The sequence below is a fragment of the Mesorhizobium sp. CA12 genome (assembly GCF_020165255.1).
GTDB lineage: Bacteria > Pseudomonadota > Alphaproteobacteria > Rhizobiales > Rhizobiaceae > Mesorhizobium.
This window is the reverse complement of the sequence record NZ_JAIUHT010000012.1, coordinates 81,395-105,509: the sequence shown is the minus strand read 5'-3', so window position 1 is coordinate 105,509 and position 24,115 is coordinate 81,395. Positions and strand designations below refer to the sequence as shown.

Here is a 24,115-nt window from a genome sequence, read left to right as displayed (position 1 = left end):
TCCTCCGCTGCGAGAAAACCATGGGGGGAATGGAAATGGCTGGCGGCGATCTTATGAGCCGTGAAACGCTGCGCTCTGCGATCGGGACGGGAGCGGCGATCGCGCATCACGGCGAGCTCATCCAGGGCGTCTTCAAGGATGATGGCGGGCGCCTTCATCGCGGGCTGGTCACCCTGCCGATCGCCGCTTTGAGGTCCGAGGCGACCTTTGCCAGAACCGACGGCGATGCGGTCATTGTCCACCCCGATCATAAGATCAAGGCTTCGGCAGCCGCGCGGCTCACACTCGATTTCTTGAATGTAACCGGTGGTGGCGTGCTGACACTTCAAAGCTCGATTCCCGTGGGGCACGGCTACGGCTCATCGACCGCGGACGTCGTCGCTTCCATTCGCGCTGTGGCCGCAGCCCTCAAGATCCAGTTGCGGCCCTCGAGCATCGGGCGTCTCGCCGTTGCCGCCGAGCGCGCCAGCGACGCGATCGCATTCGATGAGCATGCGGTCCTGTTCGCGCAACGCGAGGGCACGGTGATCGAGAATTTCGGCGGCTCGCTGCCGCCGCTGCTACTGGTCGGGTTCAAGGCGAATGGCGGCGTCCCGGTCGACACATTGCAGCTGCCGCCGGCGCGCTACGACAGTGCCGAAATCCAGGAATTCGGCGTGCTTCGGGCGCTGGTGGCGCGCGCGGTTTACCGTCAGGACCCAAATCTTCTCGGACGCGCCGCCTCGGCCAGCGCGGTGATCAGTCAACGGCACTTGCCGAAACAAGGGTTCGACGAGATCGCCGAAATCGCCAGGCGAGCCGGGGCCTGCGGGGTGCAAGTCGCCCATAGCGGCTCGTTGTTTGGTCTGATTTTCGATCTTTTCGCATCGAACCTGAAGCGACGGGCAGCTTTGACCGCACAACAGATAAGACGCGCCGGCTTCAAGGACGTCGAGGTCCATCTGGTCAATGCGGAGGGCTGGACATGGTGACCCTCGCAGTCGACTATTTCAGGGACCTTGAGACCCCACGCCTTGCTCGCCTGGCGCCAAATCTGGTGGCGGCGGCTTTTCCGTTGATGAAGCTGATGCCGGCCCGCTACATTCTGGATCGGGCAGCGTCGAATGGCGAATTGAAGGCAGGCTCCCACATCGTCGAGACGACGTCCGGCACGTTCGGCATGGCGGTGGCGCTGCTCGCGGCGGCGCGTGGCTATCGCCTTACCCTCGTCACCGCTTCGACCCTTATCGACGCCAAATACAAAGCCCGGCTGGAGCGCATCGGCGCCACGGTCATCGCACTTGACGATCCCCGCGGTGACGGCAATCAGCCTGGCCGGCTTGAGCGCCTGCAGGAAATCCTGGCCAAGGAGCCGGACGGCTTCTGGACCCGCCAATACGACAGTCCGGGGAACTGGCTTGCCTATGCGCGGCTGGCTGAACTTTTCATCCGGGCAATGGGAAAGGTCGATTGTCTGGTCGGCTGCGTCGGGACGGGCGGTTCGCTATGCGGCACCGCGTCCTTTCTGCGAACGGTCTTTCCCCATCTGACGGTGTTTGCCGTCGATACCCATTGCAGCATTCTGTTTGGGCAGCCCATCGGCAAACGCATGCTGCGGGGCCTGGGCAACAGCGTTCTGCCGAAAAACGTCAGGCATGAGCTTGTCGACGAGATTCATTGGGTCGGTGCCTATCCGGCGTATCTGAGCGCGCACCGTTTGCTGCGCGAGCACGGGATTTTCATGGGGCCAACCAGCGGCGCCGCCGCGTTGGTGGCGCGGTGGGTCGCAAAGACCCTTCCGGACGCACAGGTCGCGGTCATCATGCCTGACGAAGGTCATCGCCATGCCGAGACCGTCTACAATGACGACTGGCTTGCGACCTTGCCTGGCTGGCCCTGCAAGGAACCGTCTGAGCCGAGGACGCTGACGACAATCGCACCAGCCGCAGAGACGCAATGGACGCGCTTTCTTTGGCTGCGGCGCAGTCTCGACGATGTGCTCCAAACCCAGGCAGCAAGTGCAGTGCCCTCGGCTATTGGTGCGGTGGAGAATCTATGAGACGAGATCCAGCCCGCTTTTGTCGAGCCAGCGCCAGGCATCTTGCGTCGTCTGGAAGATCTGGCCGTGTTCATTCGATCCGGCGGACCGATCGAGGTCCTTGAGTCCGCTGGCGGTCACGACGGCCACGACGCGGTCTGTGGCCGCGACGACCCCTCGATCCCTCAACGTCGATATGGCGATCAGCGGCGTAACCGATGCCAGTTCCGCAAAGATCCCTTCGTCGCGCGCAAGGCGTTCCTGCATCGCGATCAGGCCATGATTGTCGACGGGGACCGCGTGCCCGCCCGATTCGCGCAGAGCCTTCAGAGCCTGAAAGGTGCTGCGCGGGGTGCCGATCGATACGGCAAGGCTGTCGAAGAGCATCTTGCGTTCACTCAAGGCATCGGCGCCGCTGGCAAGGGCGTCCGCCAACGACCCGTGCACCTCCGCCGCGACGAGACGGGGCAGCTGCGTGATGGTCCCTTGCGCGTACAATTCGCAAAAGCCAGCCCACAGGCCGGACAACGCATCGCCATAGCAGACCGGCAGGACGCACCAGTCCGGCGCCGCGCCATCCGATTGCTCGACGATCTCGTAGGCGATCGTCTTGTAGCCCTCTATGCCGAGCGGATGGCTGCCGACGACCGGACCGTGATAGGGCGAGGCGATGAACCAGTCATAGCGGGCAGCCGCCTGTTCCAGCAGTGACCATCGGTCCATTTTGTTGACCAAGGGCAGCACCGTCGCGCCATATTTTCGGATCTGCGCCAGCATCGCGCCGGCCGACCCGGCGAAAGTAGTGACAACGCACTTCAGCCCGGCTCTGGAAGCGTAGGCCGCCAGCGAGGCGCCGGCGTTGCCAGAAGACGCGGTCGCGACGGTCTTCGCGCCACGTGCGCGCGCCACGCTGACCGCGACGGTCGAGAAGCGGTCCTTATGCGACCAGGTCGGGTTCCGGCCTTCGTCCTTGATTGCGAGGTTGGGCACGCCGAGAAGCGCGCCGATGCGAGGCGCGGCAAGCAACGGTGTCAAACCCTCGCCAAGGCTCACTGCATCCGCGGCTGTGCAAGGCAGCATATGCGCAAAACGCCATAGCGAGCGCGAGGCGGTGGCGCCGTCCAGAGGATGAGGGGGAGGACCCGAATAAACCGGCCGAAGATTTGCGGGTGCGGTCTCCTGACACCGCGCGCACCCTTTGGAGTCGATGGTGATATCGGCGGGGTAGGCGGCACCGCATCGGATGCAGACGAATTCCAGAACCCGGCTTTCTTCCCTTCCGGGTCGGCTAATGTCGCCTGAGGAATGCACGGAACTGTTGTGCGCGAGGTCGCGAAACGGCCGGCTCGGCATGGCTATTCCTGTGTCAGGAAACGATGAATTCGCTGGTTGTTTCAAACAGCCAACAGCACCGCTGTCAATGCGGAATGTGCACTATAGTGTGTCGCACCATAGTGCGCGTCGTAGCATCCGTTGTTTGATGAAGCTTCGCGGCGTTTTTGGTTTGAACGTGCAGCGGCTACGGAGAGAAAGAAAACTGTCTCAGGAGCAGTTGTCTTTCGTTTCGGGCCGCACGCGAGCCTATATCAGCAGCGTCGAGGCCGGTCGGCGAAACGCCACGCTGGATACAGTCGAGATCCTGGCGAAGGCTTTGGATGTGGAGCCGCAAGAGTTGATCGCGGCCGTTCCATCGAATCGGCGAGCAGTCCGCGGGACAAAGCAGACGACCCCAAAGTCAGCGGAATGAAGCGCGGTCTGTTCAGCCAGCATTGATACGGCTTTCAGGCTCTGTATCTTTGTGCCAGCTAATTGACTCCTGAAGTGTACATTCGGCGCAAGTCCCATTGAATATATCGCATCTGTGACCGTAAGTTTCTGGCCGGGACGGGGCCTGACTCTTGTCGAGGTCTGCCGATGGAGATCGATAGTCTTGTCGGGTTGTTTGCAGCGATCTCAAGGATCGATGCCGCGTGCTCGGTGGATGGTGTCCTCCAAGAGTTCCGCTCTGCCATCGAGCGTTATGGCCTGCGTTATTTTCTGATCACCGGCCTGCCGGTGCCGCACGACACCGACTGGAAGCGAGAGATCCTGGTCGATGGTTGGCCGCCCGAATGGTATCTTCGCTACATGTCAGAGGATTACTTTTCGCATGATCCCTGCGTCGCGCAGTGCCGGCATTCGCCGAAGCCGTTCCTGTGGGAGGAACTGCCGCCGGCAAAGCTTGTTGCGCGCGCAAAGCTGGTGATGGACGAAGCGGCGGATTTCGGAATGGGCCAAGGCCTCTGTGTTCCCGTCCACGTGCCGCTGGCGGGCCCAGGCGTCGTCACGGCAGCGGGCGATCGGATTGAAATAGCGCCGAGCGTCGTGCCGTTCATCGAGACGCTTTGCGTGCATACGTTCCGACGCCTGTCAGGGCTGGAAGAATCCGGCCAGTCCGTTGAGGCCGCGCCCTTGACGCCGCGCGAGCGCGAACTCCTGGAGTGGAGCGCCGAAGGCAAGTCGAACGAAGACATCGCCTGCATCCTGGGCGTCACAAGGAACACGGTTGAGAGCCATCAGCGCAACATTCGAGGCAAGCTCGATGCAGCCAACGTCTCGCATGCCATCGTCAAAGCTCTGCGGCGACAGGAAATCCAGATTTAGCAATACCTGAATACCATCATACGGGCATGAAGCGTGTTTTCCTACGACCTCCACTTTTGGAGGCGTCATGGTCCGTATTCATCTGGTCACCTGGGAAAACAGGAAGCGGTATAGAAAAGTGCTGGAGCGCTATTTTCGTATCCGGTACGACATTTACGTCAAGCATAGACGATGGCGCGCCGTCGCCCGGCCCATCAACATCGAGATCGACGCATTCGACAACGAGCATGCGCTTTATGTTCTGGCGCTCGACACCAACGGCAAGATCGTCGGCGGCTCCCGTCTTGTACCGACGCTGGAGCCGCATCTGATGAGCGAGGTCTTCCCAGTTCTCGCCGGCGGCACGCCTCCGAGAGCGGCTGAAATTTTCGAATGGACGCGTTTTTTTGTCGTCCCATCGCTTCGCACGCACGGAGCGTCGTCGCCGATCGCCGGCTTTGTTCTGTGCGGCCTTCTTGAGACGGCGCAAAGTCTGGGGATTCGACAGATCAGCGTGGTGTGCGAAACATTCTGGCCGAAACGCCTGCGTGCGCTTGGCTGGACGCTTTTCGAACTCGGCAACGCTCTCGAGCATCCGGATGGCGACATTATCGCGCTGCTGATCGATGTCACGCCTGAGGCTATTGAGCAGACGCGCCGCGCTTATGGCATCAGCGGCGTCATACTTGCGGATAAAATCTAGGCTGATTGCCACCGGCAGCTGAAGGTTCGCTCGCCAGAGGATATTGTCATCGCGCCCATTTGCGCGGTAGTCAGCGCTACGATGCATAGGAACCATAGACACATATCTCAGCGCTCCTAGACTGCACTAGGAAGCTCGGTTCCTGACCTGCTCCTGCGTCGAGGCTTGAGCTTTCGAGTTGGGCGGATCTCACAATGTGAGCAATGCACTCGCTGCAGCATTGAACATCGGGCTGTCATCTCAGATGAAGCGCAGGGGCATCAGAAAACCCTGGCTGTTCGGGCCTTTCCTTGTAGCATCGAACGAGAGTCCAGCGTCGTTTCAAGTCGCCATGTTGAACCTGTCTCGGCCTGCAGCGACAGCCTTGAGCAACGGAAGCAAAAACTCCGCTGAGGGCCTCCGCAGGTGATCATTAATTAGAGCGATGGTGAAGATCTGAGCCGCGGCATCTATTTCACCGGCAAGTGCATCCGCCGTCGATGGGCAGGTGGACCCCGGTGATCATCGAGGCTGCGTCGCTGAGCAGGAACACGATCGGGCCGGCGACCTCATCCTCGGTCGCCCAGCGCCCGAGCGGCATCTGCTTCAAGAATGGCTCAGCGACATGCGGCTGGCTCCAGTGGCCGGACGAGATCGGCGTCATCACCACGGTCGGGTTCACGCTGTTGACGAGGATGTTGTATTTGCCCAACTCCAGCGCCGAGCAGCGGGTGATGTTTTCGAGCGCTGCCCTGGACGAGCCGCAGGAAATGTGCCCCTCGAGCGCAACCAGCGCCGCCTAGCTGGAGACGTTGACGATCGCGCCGCCCTTGCGGATCGCCACCATCTGGCGCACCGCCCATCGGCGCCCCAGGCAAGGTCAATGGGCCAGGAGGGGCATGATCATGCCAGCAGTTGTGTCGGCACACCGAGCACTGGCCCGGCTGTGGCAAGCCGTTGGTCAAGGGTGTACACCGTCGTTCCATGCTCCGACGCCGTCGCGAGATGCAATGCATCACCGGCACGAAGCCCCAGCGTATGCTGATCGACGAACTTCGCCGCCGCTCGAAACTGCCCGCTTGTGACCGAAAGCACGGTGAAGCTCTCGGCGACCAGCTTGTTGAACATTGCCAGCGCTGCGGCACGCTGCTCCAGGTTGATCTGCCCGGTCCGTAGCTTGACCGCCATGGCAGAGGACATCTCGGTGATCGTCCAGTCGCTGATCAGAAGCTGAGCAGGATCCTGCTGAGCGAGCCATATTTGGGCGCGTGGGGTCATCGCTTCGTTGGAGAGCGCCGCCACGATCAGCGACGTGTCGAGATAGAGCATCAGTAGCGATCGCCATCGCGCATCGACCGCACCAGATCGGCGGCACTTTGAGCCTCCGGCGGCATGCTTGCCGTCAAGGATCGGAGCAGGGCGGCATCGATCCGCATGCGTGGCCTGGCCGCCGCTGTGAGGCGGGCGACTGGCTTGCCGCGTCGAGTAATGTCGATCGAATCACCAGCCTCAACTCGGTCAACGAGTTCGCTCAGATGTGCCTTGGCGTCCGCCAGATTGATAGCGTGCATGTCATGCTCCTGACCATGTAGATGGTCATATAGCGTACTGGATCAAAGAAATCTAGTGGGAGAGAAATCGGGTAGTGCAATCCGGACCTGAGGGCTCGGTCTGGTCCAATGGACAACCCCCTGAAAGCTCACAGCTGGGTCAACTTCAACGCTCATATGTTCAGCCGAAAATCAAAGTGATCACTGCCGCCCCAAATTGCCCCAATCAGCGGGTTTTCCGGCCTTAACTCTGAGACGATGGAGAGGTCGATGAAATTGCCTGTTCTTGCTCTTGCCGGCGGCATGCTGCCAATGATGCCTTCGGTCCAGGCGGCGCAGATGATCGCGGCGCCAGATATAAATAGGCTGGTGCAAGAGGCGCATGTGACATGCGCCTATCTCACGGAAGACGGCTACTGCGTGCGGCCGCACAGGAAGCAGAAGTATTGGAAGCCTAAGCACCATTACCGGCAAATCTACCGCACCTATGAGTCGCAGCCGTCAGACGAGTATCAGTGGCGTTATGAACATCCGCGGCCAATTATCCGCGTCGTACCAAACTACCCGCCGCAGGATGAAGATGACTGGGACGACTCGGACGATTGAGGCAGTCTGATGCCGGTGGTCCGTTTGCGCCTGCGGCCCCAGATCGACGGCGGCGGATGCGTGGCGGACAGTTGTCACGCATCCGCAACCGCGCAGTTTCGTTCCTACCACCCGAACAGGAGAGCCGCGCCGCTCTGCCTGTCGCCGGCCTGCACGACGTTTGCTTCGGTGTTTCGGCCAAACTGGAAGATACCGTAGGAACTGTCGTTGCCGTCCTGCCGCAGGGTGGCCGAGTGTCCGCTGCCCTCCTGTCGAACTATGCCAAGATTGCGGGCCCCGTCCTGATCTATGCCGGCACGGTTGTTCCAGCCGCGCTGCCGTATGTGGGCGCCGCTGCGCAGCCCTTTGTAGGCCGAATAGGCGCGCAGACCGAAATCCAGCGCCCGCGCATCGCGGGCCGTCGGAGGCGAGTAATAGAACCCGATCGCGCCGCCCGCCCTCGCCGGAGCGGAGACAAGGGGCAGACCGACGGCTGTCGCGAGCGCGATGGCTGCTATAAGTTTTGTGACCTGGCGGTTCATGATGCCTCTCTTTGTGGTTTCATCATCTGATGAGCCACAGTCGCACAGCGAAGCTGAACCGTGACGGAAGGTTTCGTTCAGCCGCGGTTCAAGACATGGAGCGGCGTGAGCTTCGGCGCACCGTCAAAGCCCAAATTGTTTTGTTGCATCACTCCGGAAGGAAAAAACCCATCGTGTAAGAAGAAAGGGCTCCGGTCGCCCGGAGCCCTTCTTTCGATTATCGAAGACAGACGGCGCTCAGTTCGCGCCGGACACCTGTTTGAGGCAGTTGACGCTGGCCCCGCCTGCAGTCACCTTCAGCTTAACGTCGTAGGCAGCGCCATTGGCTCCCACGCTCATCCGGCCCACTGACGCCGGATTGCCGGGACCGGCCTCGAAGGCGCCGCCCTGGCTGATTTTGGCGGAGCCGGACGTTCCGCCCCCGGAGACGCTGACCGTGTAAGTGCCGGTGATTTTCCTGTCGGCATAAACCACGGGCTCCAGCAGGATAGCGTCGCCTTGCACTGTGTCCCGGATCTCGCATCGCAGCGGCTCGTGACTCGAGCCGTCCTTGTCGGCCGTCGCGGCGGTCGCGGCGGCGACCATGACAGCCACGAGCGCGGCCGACACCGCTGCTGCTCGCTTTTCCAGTCTGGTCATGAATGATCTCCTAGCGATTGCGGGCCGTCCATGGTTCAGGGGCAGTCCTGGACGAAGGCGGCGACATTGCCGCTGCCGCCCTGGCTGACATCGGCATTGCACCCGTGGCCGACCTGGACACCGGCTGCGATGTTGCCGTTGCCGTCCTGCGTCATAATTGCGGTGTGGTTCGAACCGAACTGGGCAATCCCCGCGGCATTGCGGTTGCCATACTGGTACGTCGCGCCGTAATTGTTGACGCCTTGCTGTCCGATCACCGACCGGTTGCGATGACCATATTGCTGGCCGATCGCGGTGTTGAAGCGGCCATCCTGGTAGACATGGATGCGGTTACGGGAGCCGTGCTGGCCGCCGCCGGCGGAATTGCGCCAGCCGTATTGTTCGATATTCACATCGTTGGCCTTGGCGGGCGCGATGGTTGTGAGGCCGACCAAGGCGGCAAAGGCTGCAGCGACGACTGATGTGCGGGTCATGGGTGCTTCTCCTTGGGTGCGGTAGGGTACCGCGGGTTGAACGGTCTCTTTGTAAGAGGATGGCCCGGAACGGTGGCTGAAGGCTCCATTCAGTGAAAATTCATGATCGCTACGTTTCTGCTTCGGAGTTGGCAGCGCGCCTCCCTTCGAAAGAGGCCATGGCTGCGAGAGGAACATGTCACAAAACCGGAAGGCACGGAGTATCAGAGGTTCTCTTCTGCAGGGCGCCACCTTAGGGCCCGCGCATCGAATGTCCCCGATCGGCAATTGCAGGACGAAACTGAAAATCCCGTTGCCCGTGCCGGATCTGCGCTCGCGAGGTCCGAATAATCTTAGTCGAACCGATAACGTCGCGTTCAGCGCCAGCGGTTATAAAGACGGTATGACGCCGCGCACCAAGCGTATTCTGGGCAAATCGATCGTCGTGACGATAATTGCAGTCGTCGCGACTTTCGGTCTGTCGTTCACAGCCAGAATTGCCTTGCAGATGCCGATCGATTGGTTGAGTTGGGTGGAATGCACCGTCATCCCCATTCTGATCGGAATGCCTGTCGGTGCCTATATCTTTGCCCAGTCCGAAACGATCCAGGACACATGTGACAAGCTGGAGAAGTCGTACGCAGACCTGAAAGAGGCGCACGACAGGTTCACCTTCGTGACAAGCCATGATCCCATGACGGGACTCCTTAGCCGCGGTGAATTCATCGCAAGGATGAACAGAAAGCGTGATGAAGGGGAATGCGACACGCTTCTTCTGATCGATCCGGATCATTTCTCCTTGATCAATGACAAGCACGGACATTCCAAAGGCGACGAGACATTGGTGCGGATCGCCAAGGCGCTTGTCTATACGACGCGCCCAGGGGACTCGATTGGCCGGCTTGGCGGGGAAGAGTTCGGGGTCCTGCTAAGTGATGTGCGCAAAGAGCAGGCGATCACCATAGCGGAGAACATCCGCCGGCATGTCGAGGGAGGTCCCTGGGTCAAAGGGCGACAGGATGGCGTAAGGGTGACTGTCAGTATCGGCGGAGCGGAAATACCTCGCGCTGCTGATGCTGAGGATATCCTTCGTGTTGCCGGTCGCTGCCTTTTTGAGGCGAAACAACGTGGACGGAACTGTGTTTCCTTCACCCATGAGGTGGCCAGGTTGCGGGACATCGCGCTCCCCAAAATGCGACTCGAATAATCGGCGGTCGCCATCAGCGTTTGCGTAGCTCCGCCACTTGATCTCGCTCGACACGAAAGACCGGTCCTTCTTCAGAGAGGGCCGCGGCCTTGGAGCGGCGAGGGGACTTGCCTACGTCGCATATGTCGTCGATATGGACGTCGATAGTTCGCCGGAAGTTTTCAGGCGCGCTATACGTGACTTGGTCTGCGTCTCTCCACGATCCACTTGGCGCTCGGTCCCGGTCGCCCAGCGGCGTGCGTAGTCACGGCGCAGGAAAGTCTCGCTGGCGTGGAGCGACCTTCGCGACGGATTTGCACGCGCCAGGAACCGGACGAGAGCTTTGTGTAGGTTGCCATTTTCGTGTGCGCTCCGTGTGCACTGAGATCGAAACGTGACGAAAAGGATCGTACTCTGGCGTGAATTCGGGTTGGCTAAACAAAATGTTGGAAAACCAAGGGCATGGAATCGGCATGGCGCCCATGATGCACCGCATTCGGTTGATGGACTCATGACGCCGCTGGTCCTGATTTCTTCGAAGGACCCGGATTTCTTTCTGGTTTTCGGGCACATCCTTTCAGCAGCCGGCTTCGAAACCCGGCTGATCACGGCAGACACGGAGATTGCGCGCGCCATCAAGGCCGCTGCGCCGCTTGCCATCGTCCTGGACTGTCATCCGGGCGACCGCGCAATCGTCAAGCAATGCCTGGCGCTGAAGTCGGCCGAAGCGACAAAAGGGACGCCCCTTGCAGGCTTGGTCGCGCCTCGTTCCGGCAAGCTGCACCTGGACCTTATCAAGGCTGGCGTCGATGAGATATTTTCGCGGCCGTTTGCGCCCGAACAGCTTCTGAGTTGGCTGCATGGCAAGGCGCGTGTTGCGAAGCGTTCGCGCGAAACCAAGACAGGCGATCTGGTGCAGGGCGATTTCCGGTTGGAGCGACAGACCCACCGGACATTCTTCAAGCAAAAAGAAATCGTGATGCCACCGATTGAGTTCAAGCTTTTGCGCAGCCTTCTGGCGCAACCTGGCAAGGTGTTCAGCCGGGAAGAACTGGTCGCGACTGCATGGCCTGAACACGCCGCCGCAACCGATATACGCGGTGTTGACGTTCATATTGCCAGGTTGCGCAAAAGGCTTCGGGCATCTGTGGGAAGCGATGTGATCCGGACCGTTCGCTCTGCTGGTTACGCCTTCGCGCCGGACTGGTAGTCCGCGCGGCGGTTCCGGCACCGATGCGATTGTCATGTTGCTGATCGCGCCGCGGTTGCGTGCGCCACGTTCGCAGGCATCGGCTCTCAATGGCTTAGGATGGTATCCAGGAACAGCTTGGCGCGCGGATGAGCGGCGCTAGAGAAGAAATCACTGGAAGACGCGTGCTCGACGATGCGGCCTTCGTCCATGAAAACGATCTCATCCGCGACTTCGCGGGCAAATCCCATTTCGTGCGTCACGCAGACCATGGTCACGCCGGTTTTCGCGAGCGCGATCATGACGTCGAGCACTTCCTTGATCATTTCCGGGTCGAGCGCGGAGGTGGGTTCATCGAACAGCATGATACGGGGATCTAGGCACAGAGCGCGCGCGATCGCCGCTCGCTGCTGTTGGCCGCCCGACAGCTGGGCCGGATAGGCGCGCGCCTTTTCGGGGATGTGCACCGCCGTCAGATGCCGCATGGCGATCTCTTCGGCCTCATGCGCCGACTTCAAGAGGACCCGGCGCAGCGCCAGCGTGCAGTTGGCAAGCACGGTGAGGTGAGGGAAGAGATTGAAGCTTTGGAACACCATGCCTGTCAGGCGGCGCGCCATCGCGGCATCGCGATCGCTTTTTCCCAGACTTCCGCCTTCAAACTCTATCGTCCCCTTTTGGAAACGCTCAAGACCGTTGATGCAGCGTATCAATGTCGACTTGCCGGACCCGGAGGGTCCGCAGACGACGACGCGCGCACCCGGCCGTAAGGTCAGGTCGATGTCTTTCAAAACGTGCAGGGCACCGAACCACTTGTTGAGACCGTCGATCCGCACGAGCGGGGAGGATTGAAGCGTCGAGGTCGCAGGCGCGCGTCGGTCGAGCATCAGCGGAGCCCGCTCGCAAGCAGGAGCTTCTCCATGCGCTTCACCCCATAAGAAACGATCAGCGCCAGGGCGAGAAACAGAACGCCGGCGACGGTCAGCGGCTCCGCGTAGCGATAGGTCTCGGAAGCGATATCGAAGGCGCGCCCGAGCATTTCCGGCACCGCCAGGATCGCGAGATAAGGCGTCGCCTTAAGGATCGAAACCAGGTAGTTGCCCAGGGGCGCGGCGATGTTGCGCAGCATCTGGGGTGCGATGACGAAGATGACCGTGTCGCGGCGGGTGAGCGACAGGGCTCTGGCTGCTTCCTGCTGGCCCCTCGGAATAGCGTCGATGCCCGCCTTGAACACCTCCGCCAGATAACCGCTGTAGTACAGGCTTAGCCCCAATACGCCCACCGTCATGGCGCCAAGCCTGATCCCGTAGAAGGGCAGGACGAAATACAGGAAATAAAGCCAGGCCAAGACCGGCGTCGAGCGGATGAAGTCGATCAGGAAGCGCACGGCGAGGCCGGGCGCGCCGCCCCCGCGCCGGATCATTTCGAAAGTGAAGCCAAGCGCCGACGCACCGAGGCAACTCAAGACCGTTGCGAGCAAGGTAGTCCCGATCGCACCGATTATGATCGGGATGGTCGAGAGCGCGAAGTCGAGGTTAAATCCCACGAGGCGCTCCTCTTTCGGGATTGACCCGCGCCTCGAGCCAGCGGCCGGCGAGCGCGATCGGATAACAGACGACGAAGAAGGCTAGCAGCAACGCCGAATATATCGCGACCGGGTCGTATTCGGTCTGCGAGATTTCCTTGGCGCGGAAGGTCATGTCCGTCAAAGTGACCAACGAGACAAGGGAAGTCGCCTTGACGAGCTGAATAAGGTTGTTGACGAATGTGGGACTCATGGCGACCAACGCCTGGGGCAGCTCGATCAGAAGCAGGATCGCCGGGCGCGAGAGGCCGAGCGCCATTCCAGCCTCGCGTTGGCCGGCAGGAAGAGATTGGAGCCCGGCCCGCACCGCTTGGCTGGCGTAGCCGCCGCTATTGAGGCCGAGCACCAACGCACTGACGGTCATCGCCGACAGGGTGACCCCCATGACCGGCAGAACGTAGTAGAAGACGAAGAGCAGGACGACGACCGCCGAACTGCGCCAGAATTCAATTACTGCCGTGACCAGGAAGCGCGTCAAGCCGGTCGTCACAAACTGAGCGACACCGAAAACAAGCGCGAAGGGCACCGCGAAGAGCAAGCCATAGGCGGTGACCGCTGCCGTTATACGCAGCCCTTGCAGGATCCCAAGCCAGATGTCGAGCATGCTCATGAAGCTTCGCCGCCCCTTGCCATCAAGGGGCGCGGCGTAGCGACTCTCGGAGCGCTTCGAGCATATTTGGAAGCGGCTGTCTGGCGCCGCGAAACCGAGCCTTCCGGACCAAACCGCATGACAATCCTCCGCGCCGTGGAAAGGGCGATCGCCGCCCCTGCCAGGAGATTTCATAATCCCGGTGAGAGTCGTGTGTCAATAAACATGTACGTATCATTGCGTCAGTTCACATTCTGCCGATGTTGGAACGCCGCGATACGCCGGCATAAAACTTCCTGAGCTCTGCGCCGCCGTTCGCCGGTTTTTGCTCGCTGCGCTACGACGGCGGTCGAAAGCTGTTGAATCGGGCTGCTTCAGGCCTCTTTTGCTCATCCCGACCGGGAACTGCTCGATGAGTTCCCGCACCCAAACGGGGACAGGATGGCTATCTTGCACAACGACACCGAAGCACGTTCGCGCAGCTCGCGTATGCTGCGCACCGCGCTCGGGCCCGCCATCGCCCGGTTCCTGGACGATCCCGCGATCGTCGAGGTCATGCTGAATCCGGATGGCCGCATCTGGGTGGATCGGCTCACGGAGGGCCTTGCCGATACGGGGGAGATGCTCGCGCCTGCCGCTGGCGAGCGGATCGTGCGCCTGGTCGCCCATCATGTCGGCGCCGAGGTCCATTCCCGTTCCCCGCGCGTCTCGGCCGAGTTGCCGCAAACCGGCGAGCGTTTCGAGGGCCTGCTGCCGCCCGTGGTCGCCGCCCCGGCCTTCGCGATCCGCAAGCCCGCGGTCGCCGTGTTCACGCTCGATGACTATGTCGCGGCGGGCATCATGACTTGTGGCCACGCCGCTGTGTTGCGCGCCGCGGTTGCTGGCCGGGCAAACATCCTTGTTGCCGGCGGCACGTCGACGGGCAAGACGACTTTGACCAACGCGCTGCTTGCCGAAGTGGCGAAAGGGACGGACCGGGTCGTCATCATCGAGGACACCCGCGAACTGCAATGTGCCGCCCCCAACCTCGTCGCGATGCGCACCAAGGATGGCGTAGCCACGCTTTCGGACCTGGTTCGTTCCTCGCTGCGCCTGCGGCCCGATCGCATTCCGATCGGCGAGGTTCGCGGCGCCGAAGCGCTGGACCTCTTGAAGGCATGGGGCACCGGGCATCCCGGTGGCATCGGCACCCTTCATGCGGGCTCTGGTATTGGCGCTCTGCGCCGACTTGAACAGCTGATCCAGGAGGTCGTCGTCACTGTGCCGCGTGCGCTGATCGCCGACACCATCGGTCTCGTCGCCGTGCTCGCCGGACGCGGCGCCGCGCGACGGCTTGTCGAACTGGTCAGGGTCGAGGGTCTTGGCCCCGATGGCGACTATCGCATCGCTGAAGCCACACCGATCAACACAGGAGACATTTCATGATCCGCCTGCTTTCGCGCTGCCAGGCCAGCCTGGCCGCGGTCGGCGCCGCCATTGCCTTCAACCTCATGGTCGCGCCGGTCGCCCTCGCGTCGGGCTCCTCGATGCCGTGGGAACAGCCACTCGAGAAGATCCTGCAGTCGGTCGAGGGACCGGTATCCAAGATCATCGCCGTCATCATCATCATCGTCACCGGCCTGACGCTGGCCTTCGGCGACAGTTCGGGTGGCTTCAGGCGGCTGATCCAGATCGTTTTCGGGCTTTCGATCGCCTTCGCTGCGTCGAGCTTTTTCCTATCGTTCTTCTCGTTCGGCGGCGGAGCGTTGATCTGATGACAACCGCTTTTGAACAGCTCGACGCAGTGCCGGGGTGGACGGTGCCCGTGCACCGGGCGTTGACCGAGCAGATACTGCTCGGGGGCGCGCCGCGTGCAATCGCGATCCTGAATGGCACGCTGGCGGGCGCCGTCGGTCTTGGGCTGCGGCTCTGGCTGGTCGGTCTTCTCATATGGGCAATCGGACATTTTACGGCGGTATGGGCTGCCAGGCGCGATCCGCTTTTTTTCGAAGTCGGACGCCGGCACCTGCGGCTGCCCGGGCATCTGTCGGTTTGAGGGCGCCGCTATGATGAGCCTTGCCGAATACCGCCGGACTGCTGCTCGCCTTGCCGACTTTCTGCCTTGGGCGGCACTCGTCGCTCCCGGGGTCGTGCTCAACAAGGACGGCAGCTTTCAGCGCACCGCGAGGTTTCGCGGACCCGATCTCGACTCCGCCGTAGCGGCGGAACTTGTTGCGGTGACATCGCGCATCAACAATGCCTTTCGTCGCCTCGGCTCTGGCTGGAGCATCTTCGTCGAAGCGCAGCGGCACGAAGCGGCTTCTTATCCCGAGAGCCAGTTTCCCAATGCGGCCTCTGGCCTGCTCGATGCCGAGCGCAAAGCCGACTTCGACGAGGAGGGGGTTCATTTCGTATCGAGCTACTTTCTCACATTCCTGTTCCTGCCGCCGCCCGAAGACGCCACGCGCGCCGAGGGCTGGCTTTATGAGGGTCGCGACCAGTCGGGCGCGGATCCGGGCGAGATCGTCCGCGCCTTTGTCGATCGCACTGAGCGTGTGCTGTCCCTGCTCGACGGCTTCATGCCTGAATGCCACTGGCTCGATGACGGCCAAACGCTGACCTACCTGCATTCGACCATCTCGACCAGGCGCCATCGGGTGCGCGTCCCCGAGACCCCGATCTATCTCGATGCGCTGCTGGCCGACGAGCCGCTTGCCGGCGGGCTCGAACCGCGGCTTGGCGACAAGCATCTTCGCGTGCTCACCATCGTCGGCTTCCCGACCGCCACGACACCCGGCCTGCTTGATGACCTCAACAGGCTGGCCTTCCCGTACCGTTGGTCGACCCGCGCGATCCTGCTCGACAAGGTCGACGCTGTCCGCCTTTTGACCAGGATACGGCGGCAATGGTTCGCCAAGCGCAAGAGCATCGCCTCGATCCTGAAGGAGGTGATGACCAACGAGGCATCAGCACTCCTCGACACTGACGCCGCCAACAAGGCGGCCGATGCCGACACGGCGTTGCAGGAGCTCGGCGCCGACATGGCTGGCATGGCCTATGTCACCGCCACCGTCGCCATATGGGATTGCGACCCGCGCGTGGCCGACGAGAAACTGCGGCTTGTCGAGAAAATCATCCAGGGCCGCGACTTCACGGCCATTGTCGAGACCGTCAACGCCGTCGACGCCTGGCTCGGCTCGTTGCCCGGGCACGCCTATGCCAATGTCCGTCAGCCGCCTATCTCGACGCTCAATCTCGCCCACATGATCCCCCTTTCTGCCGTGTGGGCGGGGCCGGAACGGGACGAGCATCTGGTCAGTCCTCCCTTGCTTTACGGCAAGACCGAAGGCTCGACCCCGTTCCGGTTGGTTCTTCATGTCGGCGACGTCGGTCACACGCTGGTCGTCGGCCCGACCGGTGCCGGCAAGTCGGTGCTGCTGGCGTTGATGGCGCTGCAATTCTGCCGCTACCGCAAGGCTCAGATCTTCGCCTTCGACTTCGGCGGCTCGATCCGCGCGGCGACGCTCGCCATGGGCGGCGACTGGCACGATCTCGGGGGTCATCTCACCGAAGGCATGGAGGCTTCCGTTGCGCTGCAGCCGCTCGCCCGCGTTCACGACACGTACGAGCGCGCCTGGGCGGCCGACTGGATCGTCGCGATCCTGACGCGAGAGGGCATCCAGATCACGCCGGACGCAAAGGAGCATATCTGGGCGGCGCTGACCTCGCTGGCCTCGGCCCCGGTCGAGGAGCGCACCATCACGGGGCTCAGCGTGCTTCTGCAGGCCAATGACCTGAAACAGGCGCTTCGCCCTTACTGTGTTGGTGGCCCGAACGGCCGGCTGCTCGACGCAGAGGCCGAACACCTCGGCCAGGCATCCGTGCAGGCGTTCGAAATCGAAGGCCTGGTGGGCACGCCGGCCGCGCCGGCCGTCCTGTCCTATCTGTTTCATCGCATCGGCGACCGGCTCGACGGTCGTCCGACACTGCTCATCATCGACGAAGGCTGGCTTGCGCTCGACGATGACGCGTTCGCCGGGCAGTTGCGCGAATGGCTGAAGACGCTTCGCAAGAAGAATGCCAGCGTCGTCTTCGCCACCCAGTCACTCTCCGACATCGACAATTCGGCTATCGCGCCGGCGATCATCGAAAGCTGTCCAACCCGGCTGCTGTTGCCCAATGAACGGGCGATTGAGCCGCAAATTACCGCGATCTATCGCCGCTTCGGCCTGAACGACCGCCAGATCGAGATCCTGGCGCGAGCCACACCCAAGCGCGATTATTACTGCCAGTCCCGTCGCGGCAACCGTCTCTTCGAGCTCGGCCTGTCCGAGGTCGGGCTTGCGCTTTGCGCCGCGTCCTCCAAGAGCGATCAGACCCTGATCGGCAGCATCATCGCCGAGCATGGCCGCGACGGCTTCCTGTCGGCCTGGCTGCGTGCCCGCGACGTCGGCTGGGCCGCCGACCTCATTCCCAACCTCACCGTTCACGAACCTGAAAAGGATCCCAGACCATGACTGTTCATCAAAGCCGCCGGCGTGTCCTTCTTCTGGTCGCGGCGACGCTCGCCACGCCGATCGCGATCTCGCCGATGATGACTGCGCCAGCGCATGCCTTCATCGTGTTTGATCCATCGAACTATTCGCAGAATGTCCTGACGGCCGCGCGCTCGCTGCAGCAGATCACGAACCAGATCACCTCACTTCAGAACCAGGCCCAGATGCTGATCAACCAGGCGCGCAACCTGGCGAGCCTGCCTTTGTCCTCACTGCAGCAACTGCAACAGTCGGTGCAGCGCACGCAACAGCTTCTCGGTGAAGCAAAGAACATCGCCTTCGACGTCCAGCAGATCGACAAGGCATTTCAGCAGCAATACAGCAGCGCCTCGCTTTCTGCTTCCGACCAGCAACTCGTCGCTGATGCGCGCTCGCGCTGGCAAAACACAGTGGGCGGCCTCCAGGACGCAATGCGCGTCCAGGCGGGTGTCGTCTCAAACATCGACACCGGCCGCGCGCAGATGTCGGCGTTGGTCGGCGCCAGCCAATCGGCGACCGGTGCGCTGCAGGCGACGCAAGCTGGCAACCAGTTGCTTGCGCTTCAGGGTCAGCAGCTTGCGGACCTGACAGCCCTGGTGGCCGCCAATGGTCGCGCCCAGGCGCTGACCGAAGCCGAACGCGCTGCCGCGGTCGATCAGGGCCGTGAGCAACGCCGCCGCTTCCTGACCCCAGGCTCCGGCTACCAGGCCGGCTCGGTCCAGATGTTCAACCGCTGAGGTCGATCGCCATGGACGGCAAAACCCTCGCTCGCATCGTGGCGGTCGTCTTCGTCGCCGTCGCCATGACGGCGACGGCGCTCGAGATGAGCCGTAAGGAAGACAAGTCGGTGGGGGAGGGCCCGCATATACCGGCGGCCTCGGCGCCGCATCCGCTCCGCGATGGCCTGCGCCGCTGCCAGGCCCTCGGCGAGGCTGCCCTGCGTGACGAAGGATGTGCGCGGCTGTGGGCCGAACAGCGTGATCGCTTCCTCGGTCTCGAAAATGCGTCGGGCAGTTCGACAAGCGAGGCGGCCGCTTCGCAATCGCCGGATGCTGCCCTGCACGGGGCCCGGTAGACATGGGCAACACCGGCGTCATCGACCAATTCCTGGCCACCTTCACCCGCTATATCGATAGCGGCTTCGGCCTGCTCGGCGGCGAGGTCGCCTTCGTCGCCACCACGCTGATCGTCATTGACGTGACACTTGCCGCGCTCTTCTGGAGCTGGGGCGCCGATGACGACATCCTTGCGCGGCTCGTCAAGAAGACGCTCTTCGTCGGTGTCTTCGCCTATCTGATTTCGAATTGGAACGGCGTCGCCCAAATCGTCTTCGAGAGTTTCTCGGGTCTTGGTCTCAAGGCGAGTGGAACCGGCTTCTCGGCACAGGACCTGCTGCACCCGGGCAAGGTGGCGCAAACCGGCCTCGACGCCGGACGACCATTGCTTGAGGCGATCTCCGGTTTGATGGGCTACATCTCCTTTTTTGAAAACTTCATCCAGATCGCTTGCCTGCTCTTTGCCTGGGCGCTCGTCCTGCTCGCCTTCTTCATCCTGGCGGTGCAGCTCTTTGTGACGCTGATCGAGTTCAAGCTGGCGACGCTGGCCGGCTTCGTGCTGATCCCCTTCGGCCTCTTCGGCAAGACGGCCTTCATGGCCGAACGCGTGCTAGGCAACGTCATCTCGTCCGGCATCAAGGTTCTGGTGCTTGCCGTGGTCATCGGCATCGGATCCACGCTCTTCGGCGAATTCACCCAAGGCTTCGGCGGCGAGAACCCCACCATTGACCAGGCCATGGCGATCGTGCTGGCTGCGCTGTCGCTGCTTGGCCTCGGCATCTTCGGTCCCGGCATTGCCAACGGCCTCGTCGCGGGTGGACCGCAGCTCGGCGCCGGTGCGGCTGTCGGGACTGGCCTTGCCGCCGGCGGCATCGCAGTTGCAGGCTACGGAGCAGCCAGCCTCGCGGCGCGAGGCGCGACAGCCGCATTCGCGGGAGCAGCCTCAACCGTGCGTGGCGGGACGTCACTCGCTGGGGGCGGTTCGGCCGCCTATATGCTTGGCGCCGCCGGCCAGTCGGGCGTGGCAGGCGTCGCCTCCGGCTTGGGCGGCATTGCGCGCGCTGGTGCTTCGGCGGCAGCCTCTCCGCTCAAGCGCGCCGCCGCAAACACCGGTCAATCGCTCAAGTCAAACTTTGCCTCTGGCGCCGGTTCGGCCGCTGAAATCACCGGCGGTTCGTCGACCATGGGAACGATCGGCGGCGCTGCTGCGTCAACGGCGGCGGCTGCTTCCGGCGCGGGCAAGCCATCCAGCGCCCAAGGAGAGCCCGAATGGGCCAGACGCTTGCATCGTTCCCAGCGGCTCGCCCACGGCGCCCAGACCGCCGCCCACGCGGTGCGCGCCGGCGACAGCCATGGCGGCGGAGCCTCGATTTCTCTTTCAGAAGGCGAATGACCCATGAACATCTTTAGGCGCCCCGCCGTCCACTACGGCAAGAGCCCTCGACCGGAAACTCCCTATCAAAAGGCGGAGCAGATATGGGATGAACGAATCGGCTCCGCACGCGTGCAGGCACGCAACTGGCGCGCCATGGCGTTCGGGTCGCTTATCCTGTCGGCGGGGCTCGCCACTTCACTGGTCTGGCAGTCGGGCCGCGGCACTGTCGTGCCTTGGGTCGTGCAGGTCGATAAGCTGGGGCAGGCTCAAGCGATCGAGCCCGCAACCGCCGACTATAAGCCGACCGATCCGCAGATCGCGTGGCATCTCGCCCGCTTTGTCGAGCAGGTACGCTCCATCCCCGCTGACCCAATCATCCTCCGCCAGGACTGGCTGCGGGCCTATGAGTGGACCACCAATCAGGGTGCTGCGGCGCTCAACGACTATGCTCGCGCTGCGGATCCTTTCTCCAAGGTCGGCAAGCAGCAGGTCGCGGTGGACGTTTCTTCGGTCATCAGAGCCTCGCCGGGCTCCTTTCGTGTCGCCTGGATGGAGCATCACTACGAAAACGGTCAGCGTTCGGGCACCGAGCGCTGGACCGCGATCGTGACGATCGTGACGCAGATGCCAAGCGACGCCGAACGGCTTCGCGCCAATCCCCTCGGCATTTACATCAACGCCATCAACTGGTCGCGGGAGATGAGCCAATGAGCCGGACATCGCGTCTTGTTGCCGGCACGACTTTCTCAAGATATCTGCTATCGGCCATGCTGGTCTCGGGGACGACGCTGCTTGCGGCTTGCGCCACGCCTGCGAAGAAGCCGCCGAAGATCAGCTACGATACCCATGTTCCGCCCTTGCCGCCGGCTCCGGCCGCCGCGACCGACCAAAGGCCGAAACCCCTTCGCGTGCCACCAGGCTGGGCGCCCGCGCGGGGCGGAGCCATCGGGCAAACGCCAGCAGCCCGTGTCGAGAACGCAAACGCCGCGGCGCGCGTGGAGCCGCGCCGTGAGGGCTACTACAACGCAATTCAGATCTACCCATGGAGCGAAGGAGCGCTCTATCAGGTCTACGCCTCACCTGGCCAGATAACGGACATCGCGCTTGAGCCGGGCGAGAGCCTGACCGGAGACGGTCCGATCGCGGCTGGCGACACCGCGCGCTGGATCATCGGCGACACCGAAAGCGGGTCCGGCATTGCCCGACGCGTCCACGTCCTGGTGAAACCCTCGCGGGCGGACATCACAACGAACCTTATCATCGCCACGGACCGGCGCAGCTATATGCTTGAGCTGCGGGCAGGCGCGAAGCCCTACATGCCCGCCGTTGCGTGGTCCTATCCGGCTCTGAAAGCGAGCCTGCTGCAGACGGTCGCCACAACGCCGGTCATCCCGGAGGTCACGGCGCGCAACTATCGCTATGGCCTCACCGGCGACAGCCCGCCTTGGAAGCCGGTAAACGCCTACGACGACGGCCGCAGGGTATACATCGAGTTTCCGCGCGGCATCGTGCAAGGCGAGATGCCGCCGATTTTCGTCATCGGCGCGGACGGCGAGGCTGAAATCACCAACAGCCGCGTCTATCAAAACATGCTCATCGTCGACCGCCTTTTTGGTGCGGCCGAACTGCGTCTTGGCGCCGGCAAGCGGCAGCAGGCGGTCAGGATCGTGCGTGTCGATAGAAGAACCGATGGGCTGCGGCGGGGCCCAAGCGACAGCGCCGCGTCGAAGCTGCCGAACGCAACGCTGAGGGGAGCGCTGCAGCCATGAACGAGAAGAACATGGCCGTCGAACCCATGCGGCTTCGCGCCGACCCGCCGCGTGTGACGCGTCTGTCGCGCAAGATGCTCGCAGGCATCGGCCTCGTCGCCTCGCTCGGTGTCGGCGGTGCGCTGATTTACGCTCTGCAGGATGCCAACACTCTCAAGCAGGGCGAGGAGCTCTACCCAACCGCCAATCGGCCGCCCGCCGACGGACTGGCAAGACTGCCGCGCGACTATGCCGGCCCGATCCTTGGGCCGCCGCTGCCTGGCGATCTCGGCAGGCCGATCCTCGACGCTCAGAACAAGGGGCAGGCGGTCGTGCCGCCCTCAATCGCAAGCCCCGCGATTGACGAAGCCGAGCAGCGCCGGCGAGCCGATGAGGAAGCGGCCAGAACCTCGCGCGTCTTCTTCCAGGCAGCGCAAGGAGATCCCAGGCCCGCCGAAGCGTCCGCTCCTGCTGTTAACGACTTTGCCGGTCAGTACGGTCAGCCAAGTGCGCAGGATCGCCAGCTTTCCTTCCTGTCCGCCGCCGCTGACCGGCGGACCGTGGCCCCGGATCACATCACGCCGCCCGCGTCACCCTATGTGCTTCAAGCCGGTGCCGTGATCCCGGCCGCGCTCATTACCGGCATCCGCTCGGACCTTCCCGGGCAGATCAGCGCTCAGGTGACCGAAAATGTCTATGACAGTCCCACCGGCCGCTCCCTGCTCATCCCGCAAGGTACTCGTATCATTGGACAGTACGATAGCGGAATTGGTTCCGGGCAGCGCCGCGTGCTGCTTGTCTGGAACAGGCTGATCTTTCCCGACGGACGCTCCATCGTGCTGGAGCGGCAGCCTGGCGCCGACGCTCAGGGCTATGCCGGCCTGGAGGATGCCGTCGACTATCACTGGGGCGAATTGTTCAAGGCTGCGGCGTTGTCGACCATTCTGAGCGTTGGCGCGCAGGCCGGTTCTTCTGACCAAGACAGCGATATCGTGCGTGCTGTGCGAAGCGGCGCTTCCGATAGCGCCAGCCAGGTAGGCCAGCAGGTCGTTCAGCGGCAACTCGCTATCGCGCCGACGCTCACGATCCGGCCGGGGTTTCCCGTTCGCGTCTTCGTCACCCGCGACCTCGCCCTTGAACCATACGGAGGTTGACATGGCCAAGTTGAAACTCGCAGCGATCGCCGACGACAAGCCAGTGAAGATTACGCTGGAACTGCCGGCGCCCCTGCATCGCGAATTGGTGAAATACGCAGAGATCCTCGGGCGCGAGCCCGGGCGGCCATCTGCCGATCCATCGCGCCTGATTGCGCCGATGCTTGAACGGTTCATCGCAACGGACCGCGGCTTTGCGAAAGCGAAGAAGGAGCAGTCTTAGAAGATCAGCAGGCGGCGGTGCCGCCCAACCGCGGCTGTTCTGGGGTTGCCCAGATGATCGCAACTCGGCTGCACCGCCGCTCAGATACTGGCCCGCCAGTGATACAGCAACTTGTGTGCCCGCCACCCCAGCTCTCTGGTCAGGGCCGCCACATTCTCTCCCGCCAGCATTCGCTCAGCGGCTGCTAGCTTCACCTCCCGGCTAAATCTCCGTCTTGCATCAGTCCCTCTCTCAGGACTTCCCTTATCCTTTTTCCAATTTGGGGTGCACTCCAACAGACAATCATCCTATTGGCGGAGGACTGCGGCGATTCGACTTTGCTCAGATTTTTCGGTTTCAGGTTCTTTTCGCTTCCTATCCACCAGTAAAAGACTTGTTCAAAGTCGGTAATTACATGGATGCCGTTAGTCG

Annotated in this window: 30 protein-coding genes; 19 read left to right on the top strand and 11 right to left on the bottom strand. The window is 62.5% G+C overall.

Features of this window, described 5'->3' with window-relative positions; translation table 11 throughout:
- Window positions 1-35: 35 nt before the first annotated feature.
- Window positions 36-971: a kinase gene (locus LB520_RS20180; RefSeq protein ID WP_224638750.1), complete on the top strand. Its 936-nt coding sequence runs from the start codon at window positions 36-38 to the stop codon at window positions 969-971.
- Window positions 965-2,038 carry a PLP-dependent cysteine synthase family protein gene (locus tag LB520_RS20175; protein WP_224638747.1) on the top strand — a complete coding sequence of 358 codons (1,074 nt, stop codon included), beginning with the start codon at window positions 965-967 and terminating at the stop codon, window positions 2,036-2,038. Before LB520_RS20180 ends, LB520_RS20175 begins: the two co-directional genes overlap by 7 nt.
- Here LB520_RS20175 and LB520_RS20170 read toward each other — a convergent pair.
- Entirely contained in the window at window positions 2,033-3,070 is a 1,038-nt protein-coding gene (locus LB520_RS20170; RefSeq protein ID WP_318012115.1) for a threonine synthase, read from the bottom strand. The genes LB520_RS20175 and LB520_RS20170 overlap by 6 nt on opposite strands.
- Window positions 3,071-3,260: 190 nt before the next feature.
- Between LB520_RS20170 and LB520_RS29305 the strand changes: the two genes are divergently transcribed.
- The 3 genes from LB520_RS29305 to LB520_RS20155 all read left to right on the top strand — a co-directional run bounded on the left by LB520_RS29305 (window position 3,261) and on the right by LB520_RS20155 (window position 5,342).
- Entirely contained in the window at window positions 3,261-3,764 is a 504-nt protein-coding gene (locus tag LB520_RS29305; RefSeq protein WP_318011969.1) for a helix-turn-helix transcriptional regulator, read from the top strand.
- A gap of 191 nt (window positions 3,765-3,955) precedes the next feature.
- Window positions 3,956-4,660 (top strand): LuxR family transcriptional regulator, encoded by a 705-nt coding sequence (locus LB520_RS20160; RefSeq protein WP_224638742.1) that lies wholly within the window; start codon window positions 3,956-3,958, stop codon window positions 4,658-4,660.
- A gap of 67 nt (window positions 4,661-4,727) precedes the next feature.
- The gene (locus tag LB520_RS20155; RefSeq protein WP_224638741.1) at window positions 4,728-5,342 is read left to right on the top strand and encodes an acyl-homoserine-lactone synthase; all 615 of its coding nucleotides are present in this window, start codon (window positions 4,728-4,730) and stop codon (window positions 5,340-5,342) included.
- A 454-nt stretch (window positions 5,343-5,796) separates the two neighbouring features.
- Here the strand turns inward: LB520_RS20155 and LB520_RS20150 are convergent, their stop codons facing one another.
- The 3 genes from LB520_RS20150 to LB520_RS20140 form a co-directional block, all read right to left on the bottom strand.
- Window positions 5,797-6,114: an SDR family oxidoreductase gene (locus LB520_RS20150; protein ID WP_224712369.1), complete on the bottom strand. Its 318-nt coding sequence runs from the start codon at window positions 6,112-6,114 to the stop codon at window positions 5,797-5,799.
- Between the two features lie 110 nt (window positions 6,115-6,224).
- Entirely contained in the window at window positions 6,225-6,650 is a 426-nt protein-coding gene (locus LB520_RS20145; RefSeq protein WP_224608012.1) for a type II toxin-antitoxin system VapC family toxin, read from the bottom strand.
- Window positions 6,650-6,892, bottom strand: a complete 243-nt coding sequence (locus LB520_RS20140) for a type II toxin-antitoxin system Phd/YefM family antitoxin (RefSeq protein WP_224608009.1) — start codon at window positions 6,890-6,892, stop codon at window positions 6,650-6,652. Before LB520_RS20140 ends, LB520_RS20145 begins: the two co-directional genes overlap by 1 nt.
- Window positions 6,893-7,141: 249 nt before the next feature.
- On the opposite strand from LB520_RS20140, the gene LB520_RS20135 reads away from it, so the two are divergent.
- Complete coding sequence (locus LB520_RS20135) at window positions 7,142-7,477, top strand: hypothetical protein (protein WP_224638727.1); 336 nt, start codon at window positions 7,142-7,144, stop codon at window positions 7,475-7,477.
- A gap of 104 nt (window positions 7,478-7,581) precedes the next feature.
- On the opposite strand, the gene LB520_RS20130 is transcribed toward LB520_RS20135, so the two are convergent.
- From LB520_RS20130 to LB520_RS20120, 3 genes are all read right to left on the bottom strand, one after another.
- On the bottom strand, window positions 7,582-7,998 hold the full coding sequence (locus LB520_RS20130) for a curlin (protein WP_224608004.1): 417 nt from the start codon (window positions 7,996-7,998) through the stop codon (window positions 7,582-7,584).
- Window positions 7,999-8,235: 237 nt separating this feature from the next.
- A complete protein-coding gene (csgH, locus tag LB520_RS20125) occupies window positions 8,236-8,637 on the bottom strand; it encodes a curli-like amyloid fiber formation chaperone CsgH (RefSeq protein WP_224608001.1) in 402 nt (133 codons plus the stop codon).
- A 35-nt stretch (window positions 8,638-8,672) separates the two neighbouring features.
- On the bottom strand, window positions 8,673-9,110 hold the full coding sequence (locus tag LB520_RS20120; protein ID WP_224532320.1) for a curlin: 438 nt from the start codon (window positions 9,108-9,110) through the stop codon (window positions 8,673-8,675).
- A 250-nt stretch (window positions 9,111-9,360) separates the two neighbouring features.
- Between LB520_RS20120 and LB520_RS20115 the strand changes: the two genes are divergently transcribed.
- Together LB520_RS20115 and LB520_RS20110 are read left to right on the top strand one after the other, a co-directional pair.
- On the top strand, window positions 9,361-10,296 hold the full coding sequence (locus tag LB520_RS20115; protein WP_224638725.1) for a GGDEF domain-containing protein: 936 nt from the start codon (window positions 9,361-9,363) through the stop codon (window positions 10,294-10,296).
- Between the two features lie 373 nt (window positions 10,297-10,669).
- Window positions 10,670-11,485 (top strand): winged-helix domain-containing protein, encoded by an 816-nt coding sequence (locus LB520_RS20110; RefSeq protein ID WP_224638723.1) that lies wholly within the window; start codon window positions 10,670-10,672, stop codon window positions 11,483-11,485.
- An 86-nt stretch (window positions 11,486-11,571) separates the two neighbouring features.
- Here LB520_RS20110 and LB520_RS20105 read toward each other — a convergent pair whose 3' ends face one another.
- Genes LB520_RS20105 through LB520_RS20095 form a run of 3 tightly spaced genes read right to left on the bottom strand, consistent with a single transcriptional unit; the run spans window position 11,572 to window position 13,656 of the window.
- Window positions 11,572-12,348 (bottom strand): amino acid ABC transporter ATP-binding protein, encoded by a 777-nt coding sequence (locus tag LB520_RS20105; protein WP_224638721.1) that lies wholly within the window; start codon window positions 12,346-12,348, stop codon window positions 11,572-11,574.
- On the bottom strand, window positions 12,348-13,007 hold the full coding sequence (gene ehuD, locus LB520_RS20100) for an ectoine/hydroxyectoine ABC transporter permease subunit EhuD (protein WP_224638719.1): 660 nt from the start codon (window positions 13,005-13,007) through the stop codon (window positions 12,348-12,350). Before ehuD ends, LB520_RS20105 begins: the two co-directional genes overlap by 1 nt.
- Complete coding sequence (locus tag LB520_RS20095) at window positions 12,997-13,656, bottom strand: amino acid ABC transporter permease (RefSeq protein ID WP_224532325.1); 660 nt, start codon at window positions 13,654-13,656, stop codon at window positions 12,997-12,999. Before LB520_RS20095 ends, ehuD begins: the two co-directional genes overlap by 11 nt.
- A 420-nt stretch (window positions 13,657-14,076) precedes the next feature.
- On the opposite strand from LB520_RS20095, the gene trbB reads away from it, so the two are divergent.
- Genes trbB through LB520_RS20040 form a run of 11 tightly spaced genes read left to right on the top strand, consistent with a single transcriptional unit; the run spans window position 14,077 to window position 23,704 of the window.
- Window positions 14,077-15,060 carry a P-type conjugative transfer ATPase TrbB gene (trbB, locus tag LB520_RS20090; RefSeq protein WP_224638717.1) on the top strand — a complete coding sequence of 328 codons (984 nt, stop codon included), beginning with the start codon at window positions 14,077-14,079 and terminating at the stop codon, window positions 15,058-15,060.
- Window positions 15,057-15,389 (top strand): TrbC/VirB2 family protein, encoded by a 333-nt coding sequence (locus tag LB520_RS20085; RefSeq protein WP_140845533.1) that lies wholly within the window; start codon window positions 15,057-15,059, stop codon window positions 15,387-15,389. The genes trbB and LB520_RS20085 overlap by 4 nt, the downstream gene beginning before the upstream one ends.
- Complete coding sequence (locus LB520_RS20080; protein ID WP_019863699.1) at window positions 15,389-15,670, top strand: VirB3 family type IV secretion system protein; 282 nt, start codon at window positions 15,389-15,391, stop codon at window positions 15,668-15,670. Before LB520_RS20085 ends, LB520_RS20080 begins: the two co-directional genes overlap by 1 nt.
- A gap of 10 nt (window positions 15,671-15,680) precedes the next feature.
- Complete coding sequence (gene trbE / locus LB520_RS20075; protein ID WP_224638715.1) at window positions 15,681-18,131, top strand: conjugal transfer protein TrbE; 2,451 nt, start codon at window positions 15,681-15,683, stop codon at window positions 18,129-18,131.
- Window positions 18,128-18,886 (top strand): P-type conjugative transfer protein TrbJ, encoded by a 759-nt coding sequence (gene trbJ, locus LB520_RS20070; protein WP_224638703.1) that lies wholly within the window; start codon window positions 18,128-18,130, stop codon window positions 18,884-18,886. The genes trbE and trbJ overlap by 4 nt, the downstream gene beginning before the upstream one ends.
- An 11-nt stretch (window positions 18,887-18,897) precedes the next feature.
- Window positions 18,898-19,224, top strand: a complete 327-nt coding sequence (gene trbK-alt, locus LB520_RS20065; protein WP_224638702.1) for a putative entry exclusion protein TrbK-alt — start codon at window positions 18,898-18,900, stop codon at window positions 19,222-19,224.
- A 2-nt stretch (window positions 19,225-19,226) separates the two neighbouring features.
- Window positions 19,227-20,597 carry a P-type conjugative transfer protein TrbL gene (gene trbL, locus LB520_RS20060; RefSeq protein ID WP_224638700.1) on the top strand — a complete coding sequence of 457 codons (1,371 nt, stop codon included), beginning with the start codon at window positions 19,227-19,229 and terminating at the stop codon, window positions 20,595-20,597.
- Between the two features lie 3 nt (window positions 20,598-20,600).
- Window positions 20,601-21,290, top strand: coding sequence for a conjugal transfer protein TrbF (gene trbF, locus LB520_RS20055; RefSeq protein WP_224638698.1), 690 nt, complete (start codon window positions 20,601-20,603; stop codon window positions 21,288-21,290).
- Window positions 21,287-22,348: a P-type conjugative transfer protein TrbG gene (trbG, locus tag LB520_RS20050; RefSeq protein WP_224638697.1), complete on the top strand. Its 1,062-nt coding sequence runs from the start codon at window positions 21,287-21,289 to the stop codon at window positions 22,346-22,348. Before trbF ends, trbG begins: the two co-directional genes overlap by 4 nt.
- Window positions 22,345-23,481: a TrbI/VirB10 family protein gene (locus LB520_RS20045; protein ID WP_224638695.1), complete on the top strand. Its 1,137-nt coding sequence runs from the start codon at window positions 22,345-22,347 to the stop codon at window positions 23,479-23,481. Before trbG ends, LB520_RS20045 begins: the two co-directional genes overlap by 4 nt.
- Before the next feature lies 1 nt (window position 23,482).
- Window positions 23,483-23,704, top strand: a complete 222-nt coding sequence (locus LB520_RS20040; RefSeq protein ID WP_224638692.1) for a DUF2274 domain-containing protein — start codon at window positions 23,483-23,485, stop codon at window positions 23,702-23,704.
- A gap of 80 nt (window positions 23,705-23,784) precedes the next feature.
- Here LB520_RS20040 and LB520_RS29400 read toward each other — a convergent pair whose 3' ends face one another.
- Complete coding sequence (locus LB520_RS29400; protein WP_224638690.1) at window positions 23,785-23,979, bottom strand: transposase; 195 nt, start codon at window positions 23,977-23,979, stop codon at window positions 23,785-23,787.
- Window positions 23,980-24,115 lie beyond the last annotated feature (136 nt).